The sequence below is a fragment of the Corynebacterium tapiri genome, assembly GCF_006334925.1.
Classification (GTDB): domain Bacteria; phylum Actinomycetota; class Actinomycetes; order Mycobacteriales; family Mycobacteriaceae; genus Corynebacterium; species Corynebacterium tapiri.
On record NZ_VDHJ01000005.1, the window covers coordinates 43,656 to 60,911 of the forward strand.

Here is a 17,256-nt window from a genome sequence, read left to right on the forward strand (position 1 = left end):
CTAGATTGTGTCAGAACTCCTGGACATCAGAGCTTCCTTAACCCGGGAAATGTTCGAACAGGTGAGCGAATTCACGTCGGGGAAACCCTCCGCGACCAGCTCGCGGTAACGCACCCCGGCCCACACCAGATGTTCGACGTCCGGAATGTGCGCAAAACGATCGAGCAGACTCAGATCCACCTCGTCCCTCACTCCGTAGATCAGATGATCCGCGATGCACCACGCCGCGGTTGCTGCATGGGGACGAACCTCCGCAAACGGGACGACGTCAGTTAACCCGGGCGCGTGGGGGCCGTCGAAAAGCAATGTTCCAGCAACGTCAGCATGCCCCACCTGCAGTGGAGCGTCGATGGACCCAAAACGCTCCTCAGCCTCTGCGAAGGCCTGTCGCTCGGCTTGCGCAAATGCGTCACCACGGGCACTTCCGCCCGGAGGGGCGATGGGATTCAGACTGTCCGCAATGCGCAGGCTGGCCGCCACGGCTTCATCTGCCCGCTCGGCGAGGTGACCGTCGATAAGTGTGGACGCGGCGTAACCACCCACCACAAATCGCCCATCAGTTGAGCGCAGCGGCCGTGATACCCGTACTCCGGAGATCGAGAGCTTGTCGCGGACCCGAGCCGAGAAGTGGGCCGTGTCGCTAGCCGGGGTAAACACCACCGATCCGAGAGCCTGCCCATATCCCCACTCCGGGCCGAGCTGAACGGGTTCCCCGTCTCCAAGATCTACGGTCGACGAGGAGGTAAACGCGGTAAGCACGTGAGCGGGGATCGTCATTTGAGTTCCTGAGCATTCTCTGGGGTGACCACTCCGGTCGGATATGGCCACGGGTTGTAGCGGCAGGTCGCATTGTCGTCCGGATAGACCTCCTCCGGGGCGAGTTTGTGCAACTCCGAGTTATTCAGACCAATGGTCTGCTGCATCATGACCGGAGCTAGCTCGCCGTCTCCACCACACGGCACGTGGGAGGCGTAGCCCAAACCGTGACCGACCTCGTGGTTAATCACGTACTGGCGGTAGGAACCGAGATCGCCTTCGAATGGCACCGCGCCACGAGCCCAGCGCGAGTCATTGATCATCACCGTGTTGCCGCCGAGCGAGGTACGGCAGCTGGTCTCAATTGCAAAGTCCTCGGCACCACACGTCTTCTGGGTCGTATCCACGCTGGCCAGGCGAATGCGCATCTCCGGATTATCGCCAGGGGAAACATGGTGAACCCTAAAGCGCGGATCTGCGATCCAGCTGCGAGGGTCAGTCAGGGTGGCGTCAATCATCTGGGCCACCGCATCGTCACCGCCGTACACCGCCGTGTTCACGCCGTCCTCGACCTCAATGATGTAGGTCAGGGTCTTTTCCGTGCCCTTACCTACCGGCTCTTGCGGGCTACCGATTACGCGGAACGTACCCGCACCAGTCTGCGCGAATGGGCCTCCCGGCGGCAGGTGACTCGGAATGAGGTCGGACGGCGCACTATCGGCCGGATCAGGCCCCGCGCCCCGCCGCCCCTCTTGGGAGGAGGATTGCACCTCGAACGGTGAGGCCCCCTGCACCGTCTCCTGCGCTTTGTCTCCGCCGGCGACGATATCCACCAGCAACCACACCGTGATCACGGCGAGCACTGGAATCGCATAGGCGCGCCATCCCAGCTCGCGCTTGTACCGCGCCAGGGCTGACTCCTGCGGGGGATAATCCCCTGGACGCCGGCGTGGGGAACGCGGTGAAACGGGACGCGATGCGGTCATAGGTTATGAGGCTACCTAATTGGGGCCTTTAGGCCCCGCCGAAACCCACGGCCGGACGGGCAGCGCTGCTGACCTCTACGTATGCCACCTCAGCGGCGTTCAAAAAGTAGGTATGCGCCTTCGAATCAACCAGCTCGATGAAGCCGGCACCGGACTTCAGCCCTTCGGACAGGCGCTGCAGCAGCTCCTCGCGGTTATCCTTTGCCGAGAGCACGAGCTCTCGGGGGTTCTCCGAAAAACCAATTTTGATGTCCATGTCTGCTCCAATTCGTGTCTAATGACAAAAAGCGGACGTGCCGCTTCTTGGGTTCGCCTGCCCCATCATAGGACGCGCCCCGTAGGATAAGACGCGTGTCTGCTTCACTTTCGCGCACGGCGAACACCGGTCCCTCTCCCACGTTTCGTCAGCTCGGGGTAGCGGAGGAGATCTGCGCCGCGCTGGACGCTCAGGGGATTACCCATACCTTTGCCATCCAGGAGTTCACCCTGCCCATCGCCTTGGCGGGCAAGGACCTTATTGGACAAGCGCGCACGGGCATGGGCAAGACCTTCGGCTTCGGCGTTCCTGTGCTCGACCGCGTTTTCGACGACGCCGACCTCCCCGAGCTCGACGGCACACCGCGCGCGTTGATCATTGCGCCCACCCGCGAGCTAGCCCAGCAGGTCGCCGCGGACCTCTCCCTGGCTTCAGCCCGCACACCGGTCAGCGTGGCCGTGATCTGTGGCGGCCGAGGAATGGACGAACAGATCGAGCAGCTTCACCGCGGAGTCGATGTGGTTGTGGGCACTCCGGGCCGGTTGCTAGACCTCAATCAGCGCGGGGAGCTGAACCTGAGCAAGGTAGGCGTCCTAGTTCTTGACGAGGCCGATGAGATGCTCGACCTCGGTTTCCTGCCGGACATTGAAAAGATTCTCCAGCGCCTTACTCACGAGCACCAGACCATGCTCTTTTCTGCCACGATGCCCGGGCCGATTCTCACCCTCGCCCGCACGTTCATGACCAAACCCATTCACATTCGCGCCGAGGATCCAACGGATTCGGCCACGCACGCCAGCACCACGCAGGTGGTATTCAAGGCTCACCGGATGGACAAGGCGGCCGTACTCACGCGAATCCTGCAGGCTGAGGGACGGGGTCGCACCATCATCTTCGCACGCACCAAGCGCACCGCCGCGGAGGTGGCGGAGCATCTGGCACACAGCGGCTTCTCGGTCGGAGCCGTGCACGGCGACCTCGGCCAGGGTGCACGAGAGAAGTCACTGGCGGCCTTTAAGAAAGGCGACATCGACATCCTGGTGGCCACGGACGTGGCCGCCCGCGGAATCGACGTCGACCAGGTGACCCACGTGGTCAACTATCAAACCCCGGACGACCCCAAGACGTACGTCCACCGCATCGGGCGTACGGGCCGTGCCGGTAACTCGGGAGTGGCCGTAACCTTGGTGGGCTACGACGAGGTGGCCAAGTGGCAGCTCATTAACGATGAGTTGGAGTTGGGCAATCCCACGCCGCCGGAGTGGTTCTCTACCTCGCCCGAGCTTTACGCTGCCCTGGACATCCCCGCGGATGCAGCTGATTCTGTGGGACCGCCCCGTAGCCCACTCGGCCGCGTGGCTCCTAGCGGGCGCCGCCGATGAGGCCCAGCCTTCCCTTAGGCGCCCGGCGTCGCGACTACGTCGTCTCCGCCCTCATAGCACTGGTGTGTTTGCTCCTCGTCGCAGGCGCCTGGTGGTTAGCTCCGGCACGCGACGCACACCTGGAACCGGCCGATCCCACCCAACGGCAGGACACTCCTCCCCCGCCGCGCGAGGTTCCGCAAACCCTGACCGAGGTCTTCCAAGCCCCAGCGCAGTACCCGGCCGCTACCCCGCGCCCAATTGTTTCCGCAGGCACTGTCCTCGCCTACGAGGGTTCCACCGCCCAAGGCCTCGATGCCCACGGCCAGCCCCTGTGGAGCTATCACCGCGATCACCCCGCGTGCGCCCTGGCAGAGGCCTGGGACTCGGTTGTCTTGGCCTTTGATGAGGGCTTTGGTTGCGGTGACGTGGTTGCGGTGGATGCGCGAAAGGGCACTTATGCCGCAACCCGAAGCGCCTTGGCCACGGACTCCCCCGCGGTACTTAGCTCCAATGACCGTGTGGGGTTGGCGGGCTCTGACAGGGTGGAGCTTTGGCGCTCGGACCTGGTGCGCACCGTTGAATACGGCAAGGTAGAGGCCCCTCAGGAGCCGGGGGCCCAGCCCCATCCCGAGTGCACCATCACGTCTACGCTCACGCGCACGGAGCTGTTGGCAATTACAGAAACCTGCCCTGGTTCTCCCGGTGCGACCCTGCGGTTTCTGGAAGCTACCCCCGAGGACTCCCGCAAGCCGGAAGTAATCAGCGAGGTCCCGCTTGACGACCCCGCCGCTCGGCTCGTCGCCATCGGACAACATGCCGCCGCAATCTATAGCGATTCAACTATTCGCAGCTATGCAGAGGACGGCGCAGAGCTCACGCAGCGCTCAGTGCCGGCAGCAGGCAACGGCCTCGGACTTGTTCCCCCTACCGCCGACCTGCCTCATCACATGAGTTGGTTCGACGGCGAGCGCCTGTACCTGTTTGATCCGGACGACTTAAGTGTGAGCGCCATCATCGACGACGCCCTTGGCCTGGGCATCAGCGTGGCCGGCCGCACCCTCGTCCCGGTTGAGGGTGGCATCGGGGTGCTCGCGGAGTCGGGCTCCACAATCGAGAGGGTCATCCCCGTGGACAGGGCGCGTGTCGACGCCCCGGTGCACCTGAATATCGCCGGCTCCACAATCGTCGAAAAGCGCGACGACACCCTCGTGGGCCTGCGCGCCGACTAGATCCGGTAGAGGGAGGCCACGTGCTCCGTGGAGCGCGGGTGCAGGACGCACACCAGGCAGACCACCGCGCTAAGCCCAAGAGCGATGCCGGCTGCTGGAAGAGACTCGCTGGCCATGTAAAAGCTGATGGGAAGAAGCAGAAGCGAGATCATCACCAGGGGGGTTCGCCCCCAGCCACGTCCAGCCAGCAGGCTGAGCGCACCGGCGAATACGACGCCGAAGACGATGAAAATGAATACCGCAGTTCCGGTGCCAATCCAGTTGACCGCCGAAGCATCGGATACGGCCGAGGATGTGCCATTGCTGCGAATGTCAGAGACGATCAACGCCAACGCGAATCCGAAGGCGATGAGCGCCTGCAACCCGGCCACGAGGCAACCAACGATCAAAGGGGCAGGAAGGCGTTGAAATAGCGAGTTCACAGCGGCTGAGTTTAGCGCCAGCTAAGGGTTTCCCCTTAAGACTGACGTCCAAAAGTTGGATTCCTCAGCGGGCTCTACCCCTGGAGAGGGTGTAGGGATTTGACCGCAGCTAGCAAAGCATGGTTAGCGCAAGATTTATCATTTATGCTGGTCAGAGCATTGCTGACGAATAGACAACACGGTTCACCACCTCAGCATGACCACCGAAACTCGCATAGAAATTAGTGACCTTCGCCACAAATTAGGGGTTAACCCTAGCGCCGGCTAGCTGAACGTGTCATTATTCCTGGGTAGCAAAAACGACCGGAAAACAAACCGGTCATTAACTTCCGTAAATCGGAAAGTTAACGCCTCGTGAACGCTGGCAGGGGAAGGTGCACTCCCTTTTTCCACCAGCCCAAGCGCGCCGGCAGAATCCCTGCCCCGCCCACACGAGACTCGCGCACACGCATGCTGTCCCACCTCGCCAGGGCGGGTTCGATGTGGTGCGCCCTACTTCTTCCGTACGACCCCGGCTATTACAGCCACATTCACGCATTCAATTTTTAGGAGACACCATCATGGATTGGCGCCACGAAGCAATTTGCCGCGACGAAGACCCCGAGCTGTTCTTCCCGGTCGGAAACTCCGGTCCGGCCCTGACCCAGATCGCCCAGGCCAAGCTGGTCTGCAACCGCTGCCCCGTCACCTCCCACTGCCTCAAGTGGGCTCTCGAGACCGGCCAGGACGCCGGCGTCTGGGGCGGCCTCAGCGAGGAGGAGCGACGCGCTCTCAAGCGCGCCAACCGTCGCAACCGCGCCCGCGTCAGCGCCTAATACCGCAGACCCCGTTTGGGGCTTCGCGGCACCAGGCGACTAAAGTTGCTCACTACATACCCGTGAAGTAACCCCATCTAAAAGGAGAACGCTCATGAGCAAGCGTGGCCGTAAGCGTAAGGATCGTCGTAAGAAGAGCGCCAACCGCGGCAAGCGTCCCAACGCTTAACGCACCGAGCGCACACAGCTAAAGCCCCTGCCCCTCACCCTTTCCTCACCGGAAAGAACGAGGCTGGCAGGGGCTTTGTCATGCCCGGAAAATCCTTTAGCCCCTCCGCACGATGCGGATCTGCGTGGTGATTCGCTCACGCAAATACACCGGCGCGGTCGCCTGCGCTGAGCAGCAGCGCTGCATGAGTGTGCGCAATTGGCGCTCCGTGGTGAAGCGCTCAACGCATTCTGGGCACTGCGCCAAACGCTTGCGAATGGCCTCGGCGCGCTGGGCGCTCACCCCGGGGTCGAGCAACTCGCACAGCAGCTGCTGCACCTCAGCTGGGGAACACTGACACGGATCGGTATCCATTTACGACTCCTTCTCCGTTGCGCCGGCCATATCCGGGTGGCCGAGACCAATTCCTTGTTCGTGGGCTACGTCCTTCAACAACTCCCGCAACTGTTTTCTTCCGCGGTGCAACCGCGACATCACGGTCCCCAAGGGAGTGTCCATAATTTCGGCGACTTCTTTGTATGCCAGCCCCTCGATGTCGGCGTAGTAAACCACCATGCGGTAATCGTCGCTGAGCTGGTTCATCGCCTCCACGACCTGCTCATCGGGCAGGTTATTCAGCGCCTCAACCTCAGCGGACTTCAGGCCAGTCGAGTCGTGCGAACTGGTGGTGTAGAGCTGATAGTCCGAGATTTCCTCGGTCGGAGTCTGCGCGGGCTGTCGCTGCTTCTTGCGGTAGGTGTTGATGTAGCTGTTGGTCATGATGCGGTACAGCCACGCCTTCAGGTTCGTCCCCGGCTTAAAGGAGTCGAAGGCCTTGTAGGCCTTGAGGTAGGTCTCCTGCACCAGGTCCTCTGCGTCCTGCGGATTGCGCGTCATGCGCAGGGCACCGCCATAGAGGGTATCCAGCAAGGGCAGGGCTTCCTCCTCGAAGCGCTGCGCGCGCTCGCGTTCGGTCATCGTCGCTGCGCCGGTCATGGGCATTTACTCTACCTCTCCGAGCAGGCCGGGGTGATCGTTGCGTACATTGCCCACCTCTTTCGCCGCGGGTTGCCACTGCAGTCGCTCCCTGAGCTGCGCGGGCGCCGGAGTCAACAGCTGGGCCGCCTCTTCCGGGGTGCCCTCACACCACTGGCGAATCTCCTCCGGCAGCAGGAACCTAGGCAGACGATGGTGCAACCAATCCATGGGTTCAGCGGCCTGGGTGGTGATCATGGTGCACGAGAGCATGTCGAGTCCCGTCGACCACAGCGCGGCAGCAAACAACATCTCCCCCTCGGGAAGATGCACGTAGTAGGGCTGCTTGTAGCCTTCTTCATTCACGTGCCACTCGTAGTAGCCGTCGAGAGGAATCACCCCACGGGAATCAGCAAAGGCCTGGCGAAAGCTCGGCTTCTCCTGCACAGTCTCGGCCCGCGCGTTGAACAGGGGCGGACCCTTGTCGTCTTTCTTCCAGCGTGGCAACAGGGCCCAGCGCGCCGGATTGAGCAGGGCCTGTTCGCCGTCGAGACGCACCAATCCCACTGGCGTGGTCGGAGCAATGTTGTAGCGCTCGCTGGGGGTGTTGTCCGGGGCGTGCACCTGCGTGACGCCGGGCAATTGGCCGATGCGCTCCAAAAGCGCCTCGCCCACGGTGAACATGACAAATCGTCCGCACATAAGCCTCTATTATGTACTGCATGTCGCAATCCTGGTCTGCCCCGCTCGCACCCGGCCCCATTCACGCTGACGTGGTGGTTCCCGGATCCAAGTCGCTGACCAACCGCGCGTTTATCCTCGCCGCCATCGCCTCCGGCACGTCCACCATCACCGGGGCGCTCACGTCACGCGACACCGAGCTCATGGCCCACGGCCTGCGCACCCTGGGTGTTCCGGTAAGCATCGAGGGCTCCACCGTCACGGTCGACGGCCGTCAGCGCTTCTCCAGCGGTGCAATCGACTGCGGGTTAGCCGGCACCGTCATGCGGTTTCTGCCTCCGCTTGCCGCACACGCCACCGCTCCCGTGCTTTTCGACGGTGACGAGCAGGCGCGCGTTCGACCAATGTCCGCGCTTCTCGACGCGCTGCGCCAAGCCGGTGTCACCATTGAAGGTGACAGCCTCCCCTTCAGCGTGCACCCCGGCACAGCCCGCGGCGGAACGGTCGACGTGGATGCCTCCGGGTCCTCGCAGTTTGTTTCGGGGCTCTTGCTCAGCGCTAGTCTGTTCCCCGACGGGCTCCATGTGCGCCACACCGGTGAGACGCTTCCGAGCGCCCCACACATCGCCATGACGGTGGATGTGCTGCGCCAGGCTGGCGTGGAAGTCGTTGCTGGTGACAAGGAATGGAAGGTCTCCCCCGGTCCCGTCCAGGCCCGCGATTGGATCATCGAGCCTGACTTGTCCAACGCCACCCCCTTCCTCGCTGCCGCCGCCGTCACCGGCGGAACAGTGAAGGTCAAGCACTGGCCCACGCACACCACGCAGCCGGGTGATGACATTCGAGCAATCCTGGAGCGGATGGGCTGCCAGGTGAGCCTAGAGGACGACGGCCTGGTGGTCTCCGGCCCCGCAAACGGATCGCTCACCGGCATCGACATCGACATGGGTGACATCGGAGAGCTCACCCCCACGGTCGCCGCTGTGGCTGCGCTGGCTGATAGCCCCTCGCGCCTGACCGGAATCGCGCACCTGCGTGGGCACGAGACGGATCGCTTGTCTGCCCTGGCCACCGAGATCAACAACCTGGGAGGCCACTGCGTCGAGCTGGCGGATGGTTTGGAGATCACCCCACAGCCGCTGCGCGCCGGACTGTGGCACGCCTACGCGGATCACCGCATGGCCACCGCAGGTGCGATCGTGGGGCTGCGCGTGCCAGGCATCGAGGTCGACGACATCGCCACCACCTCCAAGACACTGCCCGATTTCGCTGCGATGTGGGCGGAGATGCTCCATGGCTAGGTCGGCACGCTCCGCCCGCGGGTACTGGGATGAGTCCGATGTTCGGGTGCGTCCGGGTAAGGGCTCCCGCCCCCGCACCAAGGACCGCCCACGGCACGCCAACGCTGAATTCGGCATGGTGGTGACCAAGGATCGTGGCCGCTGGGGAGTGGTTCTCGACGGCCGCGAGGACACCGTGGTGTGCATGCGCGCCCGCGAGCTCGGGCGAACCGCCATCGAGGTGGGCGACCGCGTCGGTGTGGTGGGTGATACCTCGGGCAAGAAGGACACTCTGGCGCGCATCGTAAAGCTGGCGGAGAGGACCTCGGTGCTGCGCCGCACCGCTGATGACAACGATGCCTACGAGCGCATCGTGGTGGCCAATGCGGACCAGCTACTGATCGTCTCCGCGGTTGCGGATCCTCCCCCGCGTTCGGGATTTGTCGAGCGCGCGCTCATCGCTGCCTTCGCCGGCGGGGTTCGCCCCATCCTCTGCCTGACTAAGTCCGACCTGACCGATCCCCGGCTATTCGCCGAGGAGTTCGCCGATCTGGATGTGCAGGTGGTCATCGCGGGTATCGATGATCCCCTCGACGAGGTACAGGGACTTACCCAGGGCAAGGTCACAGCCCTGATCGGGCACAGCGGTGTGGGCAAATCAACCCTGGTCAACCGTCTCGTACCGGACGCATTCCGAGCCACCGGAGAGGTCTCCGGCGTGGGCAAGGGCCGGCATACCTCCACGCAGTCTGTTGCCTTGCGCCTGCCCGGCAACGACGGCTGGATCGTGGACACTCCCGGGATCCGCTCCTTTGGCCTGGCACACATCGACGCCGACGATGTCATCGGAGTCTTTGACGACCTGTCCCAAGCCATCGAGGATTGCCCACGTGGTTGTACTCACCTCGGCCCACCGGCCGATCCGGAGTGTGCTCTGGATCAACTGCCCGAAGACAGCCCCAGCGCTCGCCGAGCCACCGCAGTGCGCTCTTTGCTGGGCGTTTTGCGCGCCAACAACGAGTGGGAAATGTAGCTACATCAGCTCGATGAGGAAGGGCAGCTCAGAGGGGTCGTAGAAGGCCATGTAGTGGTCTTGCGCCTCACCCACCGCGATCTCGGCATCCGGGTCACCCAGGTCGGCGGCATCAATCACCTCGACAGCGCGTCGAGTAGCGTCCTCCGCCTCCTTGACGTCCACGTGAACCGCCGCGATGTCCTCCACGCGCAACTGCGCGGGGTCCAGCTTGACCACGGCCTCGAGCGTGTCCGGCTGGGGCGTGGCGGCGGAATCATCCACGTCCGCAGAGACGACCACGCGGCGGTGCGGGAAATGCTCGTCTCCGATAGCGAGCAGGCGCAGGGAAGCCTCAGCGGCCTCGTCGAAGACGATCGCCTCAAAGTCCTCCTCGTCACCCGAGGTGTACATCTCGCGGACCGCGGGGGTCACCGCAAAAGCCCACCCCTGGCGCACCGGAAGGACGCCGTCGTTATTGAGAGAGACGAGCATGTCAAAGGTCGCCGGAACGTAGACGCGCACGGTTTAGAACTCCCCGTCGATGCCAAAGATGGACTGGATCTCCACGGCGGTGCGCTCGAAGGCCGTATGCAGGATGCCGACCATGCCGGCCTCCACGCTGGCCTTGACGTTGTGGATGCCGTCGTCAATCATCACGCAGTCGCTCAGCGGCAGAGCCACCGCATCCGCGGCAGCTTGGAAAGCTGCCCGCTCCGGCTTCTCCGCACCGATCTCACCGGAAAGCACCACGGCGTCCACGATTCCGCGGTACTCCCACTCGCGGATGGGCTCAGCAGCTGGGCCGCCCGGGTCGTTGGACAGGATGGCGGTCTGCACATCCTGCTGGGCAACGGCTGCCAGCAGGCGACGCCAGCGATCTTGGTCCTCCTGGGGGCCGTCGAGAACACCCACGTAATCGACGATGAGTCCACGCATGTAGTCCACTAATCCTTTGCTCGCTTGTGGTTAGGTTCGCTGTGGTCCGGCTCGAAAATCCGGCGCAGCGCTGACACAATAGTACCTACCCCAGTAGGCGCCAGCCCCCGCCCTTGTAGTCACTCAATTTCAAGGACGGAGATTCAACGAGTCATGCTTGCACCAATCCCTGGGACGGTTCACCTCAAGATGATCGTCCCCGATCCACCTGAACCGAAAGTCGTCGAGACTCCACCGGCCCTGGCTTCAGAATCAGAACGTCTCGCCCGCGCCCTCATCCAGGTCGCGCTGGAGGTGTGCTGCAGTGTGCGCCCGGTGGAGCACCTTTCGCTGCGACGCTTCGCCACCGCTGTGCGCCGCCACGCCCACATGCGCCGGCGCACACTGAGCGTTAGTGGGCCCGTGGCGCTGCATTCTCTGCACATCTGCCCATCGGCAGGCGACGAGGTGGAGATAACAGGAAGCGCGCGGTGTTCAGCTGAAACGCTTGCCTACACCGCGCGCTTTACCCTTGAGGGAATCCCCCGCCTGAGCGCTTTCCGCGTCCTCTAGACCTGAGTTGTCTCTGGGGCCTGTGCCTGCTGGGCAAATTGCTTACGCAGCATGAACAGCTGGCGCACGGTCTCCTCGCGCACACCATCGTTCATGGCCTGGAACAGGTCGCCGCCCTCTTTCTGGTATTCCACCAAAGGATCGCGCTGGGCCATGGCACGCAGGCCAATGCCCTCCTTGAGGTAGTCCATCTCGTAGAGGTGCTCGCGCCACTTGGTATCGATGATCGGCAGGATCACTGTGCGCTCGACATTGCGCATCTGCTCTTCGCCGCCGATGGCGCTCACAGACTGCTCCAGCTCGTCATAGGCCCGGTGCGCGTCATCCTTCAGTGCCTGAGCAAGGTCGGTGGAGCTGAGTTCTCCGGCGGCTCCGTACTCGGAACCGTCGATAAGCGACTGGTACGACATGCTCGGTCCGTACAGCTGCTCGAGCGCCTGCCACAGCTCGTCGAGATTCCAGTCCTCCACGTAGCCCTCGGCAGTAGCACCGTGGACGTAGGCATCGATGGTGTCGTCGATCATCGCGCGGACGTTGGACTTCAGATCGGCAGACTCGAGGATGGAGCGACGCTCGCGGTAAACCACCTTGCGCTGCTCGTTGAGCACCTCGTCGTACTTGAGCACGTTCTTACGCATCTCAAAGTTCTGGCCCTCCACCTGGGACTGCGCACCCTTGACGGAGTTAGAGAACAGCTTGGACTCGATTGGCACGTTATCCGGCACGTTCAGGCGGTTCATCATCTGCTCCATGCGCTGGCCCACGAAGCGAACCATGAGCTCATCGCGCATAGACAGGTAGAAGCGCGTCTCGCCGGGATCACCCTGGCGGCCGGAACGACCGCGCAGCTGGTTGTCGATACGGCGAGACTCGTGGCGCTCGGTGCCCACGACGTAAAGGCCACCATTGCTTCGGGCCTCATCGCCCAGGCGCTTCGAACGCTCCTTAGCCTTGGGCAGTTCCTCGTCCCACGCCGCCTGGTAGCGCTCCTCGTCCTCGAAGGGATCCAGGCCGCGCTCCTTGAGCTTGGCGTCGAGCAGGACCTCGGGGTTTCCGCCCAGCACAATGTCGGTACCACGACCGGCCATGTTGGTGGCCACCGTGACAGCACCCGGCAGACCGGCCGAGGCGACGATGCGTCCCTCCTCCTCGTGGTACTTCGCGTTGAGCACCTTGTGGTCCACCCCACGACGGGTCAGCAGACCGGAGAGGTACTCGGAGCGCTCCACCGAGGTGGTACCCACCAGGACCGGCTGACCAGCCTCGACGTGCTCGACGATGTCGTCAACAACCGCGGAGAACTTGGCTTCCTGCGTCTTGTAGATCACGTCCGGGTGATCCTTGCGCTGGTTCGGCTCGTTGGTCGGGATGGCCACCACGTCTAGGCCGTAGATCGAGTGCAGCTCGGCCGCCTCGGTCTCGGCGGTACCGGTCATGCCCGCCAGCTTGTCGTACATGCGGAAGTAGTTCTGCAGGGTCACCGTGGCCAGGGTTTGGTTCTCGTTCTTGATCTCCACCCCTTCCTTGGCCTCGATGGCCTGGTGCATACCCTCGTTGTAGCGACGCCCCTTGAGGATGCGACCGGTAAAGCCATCGACGATCTGGACCTCCCCAGAGCGCACGATGTAGTCCTTGTCGCGCTCAAAGAGCTCCTTCGCCTTCAGCGCGTTGTTGAGGTAGCTGACCAGCTGGGAGTGCTCGGGCGCGTAGAGGTTATCGATGCCCAGCTGCTGCTCGACGTACTCCACGCCCTCTTCCAGGACACCGATGGTGCGCTTGCGCTTATCCACCTCATAGTGGCGGCCCTCGCGCATACGCGGCGCCAGCTGCGCAAACACGTTGTAGAACTGCGAGGAACCCTCCACCGGGCCGGAAATGATCAACGGGGTACGCGCCTCATCGATCAGGATCGAGTCGACCTCGTCGACGATGGCGAAGTTATGCCCGCGCTGCACGACGTCACTCAGCGAGCGGGTCATGTTGTCGCGCAGGTAGTCGAAACCGAACTCGTTGTTGGTGCCGTAGGTGATGTCGGCGGCATACGCTTGTCGACGCTCGTTCGGGCGCAAATCAGGGTTAACCACGCCGACTTCCAAGCCCAGGAAGCGGTGCACACGTCCCATCATCTCGGCGTCACGACGCGCCAGGTAGTCGTTGACCGTGACGATGTGCACGCCCTTGCCGGCGAGGCCGTTGAGGTACGCCGGAAGGATGGAGGTCAGGGTCTTGCCCTCACCCGTTTTCATCTCGGCGACGTTGCCAAAGTGCAGGGCAGCACCACCCATTACCTGCACCTTGTAGTGCTTCTGACCAAGCACGCGCCAGGCAGCCTCGCGAGCAGTGGCAAAGGCATCGAGGAGGATGTCATTCAGGTCGTCGCCGCCCTCTAAGCGGGAGCGGAACTCCTGTGTCTTGGCCTTAAGGTCCGCGTCCGAGAGCTCGGCGTACTCGTCCTCGAGGTCAAGAACCTGCTGGGCGATCTTTTCAAACTTCTTGACCGTCCGGCCCTCGCCGGCCCGCAGCAGTTTGGAGAGTCCTAACACTGATTTACGTCCTCCCTTGGATGGAGTTGCCCATGACAATCATGAGGCATAGGTCAGCCATGCATTGTACGCACATCGCGGCCGCCGCCCCAGCTCGGGGGCCGACGGCCGCGACGTTTTACCTGTGACTTAGCTTGGCAAGTCCTTAGGCTTCCTTCGGCTCAGAAAGGGAAATCAACCCGTAGTCAAAAGCGTGACGACGGTAGACCACCGACGGACGGTTCGTCTCAGAGTCCACGAAAAGGTAGAAATCGTGGCCCACGAGCTCCATCTCACTCAGCGCCTCATCCTTGGTCATCGGCGTTGCCGGGTGCTCCTTGGTACGGACGATCTGGCCGGGGACGACGTCCTGGACCTTATCCTCGTAAGGATCAACGTCGAACTCGCCACGGTTGCGCTCAGCAGCGGCAGCCTCAGCCTTCAGGTCGGCCTGCAACTCCGCAGCCAACTCGCCGGTGCCCTTGGGGGCACGGTGACCGGAGCGGGAAATTTCACGGCGAACTTTTACCTTGCGCAGGGAGCGCTCCATCTTGCCCAGCGCGACCTCGAGGGCGGCGTAGAAGCTGTCCTCTTTGGCCTCGGCGCGGGCGATGTGGCCCTTGCCCGTTGCCGTGATCTGGAGACGATCAGTGCGGTCTCCGCGCGACGGGTTGTTTTCATGTTGGAGCTCCACATGGAAGAAGCTCAGGGTGGGGTCCAGCTTCTCGATCTTGGCGAGCTTGCTGTTCACGCGCTCCGCGAAGTGCTCGGGCACCTCTACATTGCGGCCGGTGATGCTGACCTGGGACTCGGGACGCAGCGTGTCGGCGTTCGGTGCAGTGGTCATGAGAAAAACGACCTCCCCATTTCTGGTAGACGGACCCTATGTACGACTGCCCTGTAAGAGGACTCTCGCCGTACCAGGCTTCGTAACCCAGAATACATCTGGGAATAACCGTGCGGTTGGAAAAAATTCTCCTTCCAACCACCAACGGGGGTACACCTAGATCATTGCTACGCCGCGGCAATAGCTATGGCAGCTCGCACCTGTGCCCCTGCCGCTAATAGTCGCTCTACGGAGGCGGCTAGGGTGGCTCCAGTTGTCACGACATCGTCGACCACGACGATCGGCAGGTCAGGAACGCTCGCGACCAATTCGACCGCTCCAGCAAGGTTGCGCCGTCGTTGCGCTGCGGACAGTTCTGATTGGTCCGCGCTCGTTGACCTCAAGCGCAGCGCCTCGCACACGGCAAAGCCCGAGCTACGTGCGTATTCGGCCACCGGGTCTCCCCCACGCAATCGTGCATTGCGCTTGCGTGTCGGGGCTGGAACGAGCACCGTGTCGTGCTCAATGTCACCTCTAGCGATAAGGAATTCCAATCCTGACCTCAGGACTGCCCCCACGTACGGGCGCACCGCCAGATTCAGGCGCTCTTTCGCTTCCAGGATCACCCCACGATGCGCCCCCGCATACATTCCCATGGCGAACACAGGGACATGGGTGGGCACTGTCGTCGAAACGCGAAACGGCGCATTGCCGAGTTCCTTTCGGCACTGAGGACAGAGCACCGAGCCGGCCCGACCGCAACCGGCGCAGCGGCGCGGAAAGACCAGTTCGGAGAGGCTCACTAGTCCGCCACAATCGGAGCCGAACGCACACCGCGCAATCCAGGTACATCGCGCCACGAACCACCTGATCCGGCACCGGAAATTGGCAGCTGGCGCACCGCAAGCTCATCCGTGGCATACAGCGTCGTGGCGCTCGCGGCAACCGCAACGACGGGTGCGGAGATGTTGCCGGCCGGCAAGGAAACGGCCGCGGAACCGTCCTGCTCTACGCGCCACACAGGGGTCTCCGGGCTTGCGGTACCCACCAGCAGCGAGCCGTCCGGATTCCATTCCACCGACAGGGCGGAACCTCCAAGTTCGGTCGCGATCTCCTCGACGTTGACAATCGCGCGTGCCCCTGCGGTGTTGCGGGTAACCACGCCGACGAACAGTCGCCCGTCGGAGATGATGGCCACGCGAGCACCGGTGGCAGAAAGCTGTAGCTCCGAGATCGAGCCGCTAGTACTGCGGAAGTTGGTGTTGTCGAGCAGCTGCGCGGTGTCCACCTCGTTGGAGACGAGCTCGTTGCCGCTGGTGGAATTCACTACGCGCACGACCTTGTCCTTGCCGGTGACCACCCACGTGGCGTTGCCCTCCCGGTTGAACGAAGGACGAGTAATGGAATCGTCCTCCAGCACCTTGGTGGCCGGCCCATCCACCGGACCGATGAGCAGCTGGGATTTGTCGCCGACCCGGCGGACTGCGGCGGCTCGCCCGCTGATGGTCACATCGGCCGCCGTCAGCTGGCCCAGGGAGCCGAACTCCCCGGCTACCGGCGTGGCCTCGGAAGACGATACCGACTGCAGAACCCCACCCGAGAGCGCGTACAAAGGCGCTACCTGGGTGGCCGCTATCGACGGATTCAGGTCTGCGAAGTCGTCCGGGGTCAGCGTGTGCATCCCCTCTTCCACCGGTGACCCATCAAGTGCAACCTCATAGGGCAGCGCCACATCCGCGCCAGCCAGCGTCCAGGTCAGCTGAGCGCCGAAACGCAAGCGCTGCTGCTGATCCAGGCTCTGGAACCCGGTGAAGGTGTACACGCCGTCTACCTTGCCGGCGAATTCAGCCCCTTCCGGAGCAGCGGGCTTGACCGCGGGGGCGATCTTGTTGCTGGGGCCCTCCATGAGCATGGTCATGAGCACCGAGTCCAAAGACTCCTCGTCGGCGTAGACCCAGCGACGATCCGCCACGAGCGTGCTGCCGGATTGGTCGAAGAAGAAAAGTGAGTGAGGCTCGAAGTGATTGAGCAGCTCGGTGCGCTCGATGACCACCTCACCGGGCAGCGAAGCGATTCGCCACTGGCCACCCACCTTGTGCATGACCACGGTGGCCTCATACTCGGCGTTCTGCGGTTGGTAGGCTCCCCCATCGCTGAGTTTGCCGATCAGCCGCCCGCGAACTTGAAACGATCGCTCATTGGCATTCCCGCCAGCCTTCGCGGTGACAAAAAGCCGATCCACAACGAGCGGGCCGTCCTTGGGCACCCACTCATCCGCAATCTCCGGCGCCAAAAACGAGCGCGCCCCCTCGTAGTTGCCCGACGGATGGGCCGAGGCGGAGTAGAAGTCCTGCAGCAGAAGGTCAGGTTCCTGGTTGGGCGTGGGGCCCAGGTTGGTGGGCTTATCGCGTAGGGGTTCAAAGGTGCGCAGCGCCTGCGGCGCGCTGTTGTGCGGCAGGGTTGCGCAGGAGCTCAATCCCAAACTTGCGCTAA

Annotated in this window: 20 protein-coding genes; 7 read left to right on the plus strand and 13 right to left on the minus strand. The window is 63.0% G+C overall.

The window, feature by feature from the left end; all coding sequences use genetic code 11:
* The 3 genes from FHE74_RS04160 to FHE74_RS04170 all read right to left on the minus strand — a co-directional run bounded on the left by FHE74_RS04160 (window position 1) and on the right by FHE74_RS04170 (window position 1,998).
* Window positions 1–777, minus strand: a complete 777-nt coding sequence (locus FHE74_RS04160) for a hypothetical protein (RefSeq protein WP_139465244.1) — start codon at window positions 775–777, stop codon at window positions 1–3.
* Window positions 774–1,667, minus strand: a complete 894-nt coding sequence (locus FHE74_RS04165; RefSeq protein ID WP_246049191.1) for a DUF3152 domain-containing protein — start codon at window positions 1,665–1,667, stop codon at window positions 774–776. Before FHE74_RS04165 ends, FHE74_RS04160 begins: the two co-directional genes overlap by 4 nt.
* Window positions 1,668–1,770: 103 nt before the next feature.
* Window positions 1,771–1,998 (minus strand): DUF3107 domain-containing protein, encoded by a 228-nt coding sequence (locus FHE74_RS04170; protein WP_139465246.1) that lies wholly within the window; start codon window positions 1,996–1,998, stop codon window positions 1,771–1,773.
* Between the two features lie 95 nt (window positions 1,999–2,093).
* On the opposite strand from FHE74_RS04170, the gene FHE74_RS04175 reads away from it, so the two are divergent.
* Window positions 2,094–3,380: a DEAD/DEAH box helicase gene (locus tag FHE74_RS04175; protein WP_246049183.1), complete on the plus strand. Its 1,287-nt coding sequence runs from the start codon at window positions 2,094–2,096 to the stop codon at window positions 3,378–3,380.
* Window positions 3,377–4,591, plus strand: a complete 1,215-nt coding sequence (locus tag FHE74_RS04180) for an Rv3212 family protein (protein ID WP_139465248.1) — start codon at window positions 3,377–3,379, stop codon at window positions 4,589–4,591. Before FHE74_RS04175 ends, FHE74_RS04180 begins: the two co-directional genes overlap by 4 nt.
* On the opposite strand, the gene FHE74_RS04185 is transcribed toward FHE74_RS04180, so the two are convergent.
* The gene (locus FHE74_RS04185) at window positions 4,588–5,013 is read right to left on the minus strand and encodes a hypothetical protein (protein ID WP_139465249.1); all 426 of its coding nucleotides are present in this window, start codon (window positions 5,011–5,013) and stop codon (window positions 4,588–4,590) included. The genes FHE74_RS04180 and FHE74_RS04185 overlap by 4 nt on opposite strands.
* A 560-nt stretch (window positions 5,014–5,573) precedes the next feature.
* Here FHE74_RS04185 and FHE74_RS04190 point away from each other — a divergent pair.
* Both FHE74_RS04190 and FHE74_RS10850 read left to right on the plus strand, forming a co-directional pair.
* Window positions 5,574–5,828, plus strand: coding sequence for a WhiB family transcriptional regulator (locus FHE74_RS04190; protein ID WP_139465250.1), 255 nt, complete (start codon window positions 5,574–5,576; stop codon window positions 5,826–5,828).
* Window positions 5,829–5,922: 94 nt separating this feature from the next.
* A complete protein-coding gene (locus tag FHE74_RS10850; RefSeq protein WP_100227335.1) occupies window positions 5,923–5,997 on the plus strand; it encodes a 50S ribosomal protein bL37 in 75 nt (24 codons plus the stop codon).
* A 96-nt stretch (window positions 5,998–6,093) separates the two neighbouring features.
* Here FHE74_RS10850 and FHE74_RS04195 read toward each other — a convergent pair whose 3' ends face one another.
* The 3 genes from FHE74_RS04195 to FHE74_RS04205 are packed head-to-tail and all read right to left on the minus strand — an operon-like array spanning window position 6,094 to window position 7,653.
* On the minus strand, window positions 6,094–6,351 hold the full coding sequence (locus tag FHE74_RS04195; protein WP_139465251.1) for an anti-sigma factor: 258 nt from the start codon (window positions 6,349–6,351) through the stop codon (window positions 6,094–6,096).
* A complete protein-coding gene (locus FHE74_RS04200; RefSeq protein WP_139465252.1) occupies window positions 6,352–6,972 on the minus strand; it encodes a sigma-70 family RNA polymerase sigma factor in 621 nt (206 codons plus the stop codon).
* 6 nt (window positions 6,973–6,978) lie between these two features.
* Window positions 6,979–7,653 (minus strand): SOS response-associated peptidase, encoded by a 675-nt coding sequence (locus FHE74_RS04205; protein WP_139465253.1) that lies wholly within the window; start codon window positions 7,651–7,653, stop codon window positions 6,979–6,981.
* A 20-nt stretch (window positions 7,654–7,673) separates the two neighbouring features.
* On the opposite strand from FHE74_RS04205, the gene aroA reads away from it, so the two are divergent.
* Together aroA and rsgA are read left to right on the plus strand one after the other, a co-directional pair.
* A complete protein-coding gene (gene aroA / locus FHE74_RS04210; RefSeq protein WP_139465254.1) occupies window positions 7,674–8,933 on the plus strand; it encodes a 3-phosphoshikimate 1-carboxyvinyltransferase in 1,260 nt (419 codons plus the stop codon).
* A complete protein-coding gene (gene rsgA, locus FHE74_RS04215; RefSeq protein WP_139465255.1) occupies window positions 8,926–9,945 on the plus strand; it encodes a ribosome small subunit-dependent GTPase A in 1,020 nt (339 codons plus the stop codon). Before aroA ends, rsgA begins: the two co-directional genes overlap by 8 nt.
* Here the strand turns inward: rsgA and FHE74_RS04220 are convergent, their stop codons facing one another.
* Both FHE74_RS04220 and FHE74_RS04225 read right to left on the minus strand, forming a co-directional pair.
* The gene (locus tag FHE74_RS04220; RefSeq protein ID WP_139465256.1) at window positions 9,946–10,449 is read right to left on the minus strand and encodes a DUF6912 family protein; all 504 of its coding nucleotides are present in this window, start codon (window positions 10,447–10,449) and stop codon (window positions 9,946–9,948) included.
* Between the two features lie 3 nt (window positions 10,450–10,452).
* The gene (locus tag FHE74_RS04225; protein ID WP_139465257.1) at window positions 10,453–10,863 is read right to left on the minus strand and encodes an HAD-IA family hydrolase; all 411 of its coding nucleotides are present in this window, start codon (window positions 10,861–10,863) and stop codon (window positions 10,453–10,455) included.
* Window positions 10,864–11,016: 153 nt separating this feature from the next.
* On the opposite strand from FHE74_RS04225, the gene FHE74_RS04230 reads away from it, so the two are divergent.
* Window positions 11,017–11,415, plus strand: a complete 399-nt coding sequence (locus FHE74_RS04230) for an Rv3235 family protein (RefSeq protein ID WP_139465258.1) — start codon at window positions 11,017–11,019, stop codon at window positions 11,413–11,415.
* Here FHE74_RS04230 and secA read toward each other — a convergent pair.
* The 4 genes from secA to FHE74_RS04250 all read right to left on the minus strand — a co-directional run bounded on the left by secA (window position 11,412) and on the right by FHE74_RS04250 (window position 17,239).
* Window positions 11,412–13,958, minus strand: a complete 2,547-nt coding sequence (gene secA / locus FHE74_RS04235) for a preprotein translocase subunit SecA (protein WP_139465259.1) — start codon at window positions 13,956–13,958, stop codon at window positions 11,412–11,414. The genes FHE74_RS04230 and secA overlap by 4 nt on opposite strands.
* A 145-nt stretch (window positions 13,959–14,103) precedes the next feature.
* The gene (gene hpf / locus FHE74_RS04240) at window positions 14,104–14,784 is read right to left on the minus strand and encodes a ribosome hibernation-promoting factor, HPF/YfiA family (protein WP_139465260.1); all 681 of its coding nucleotides are present in this window, start codon (window positions 14,782–14,784) and stop codon (window positions 14,104–14,106) included.
* Between the two features lie 167 nt (window positions 14,785–14,951).
* Window positions 14,952–15,419: a ComF family protein gene (locus FHE74_RS04245; protein ID WP_246049192.1), complete on the minus strand. Its 468-nt coding sequence runs from the start codon at window positions 15,417–15,419 to the stop codon at window positions 14,952–14,954.
* Window positions 15,420–15,565: 146 nt separating this feature from the next.
* On the minus strand, window positions 15,566–17,239 hold the full coding sequence (locus tag FHE74_RS04250; RefSeq protein WP_246049184.1) for an LpqB family beta-propeller domain-containing protein: 1,674 nt from the start codon (window positions 17,237–17,239) through the stop codon (window positions 15,566–15,568).
* Window positions 17,240–17,256 lie beyond the last annotated feature (17 nt).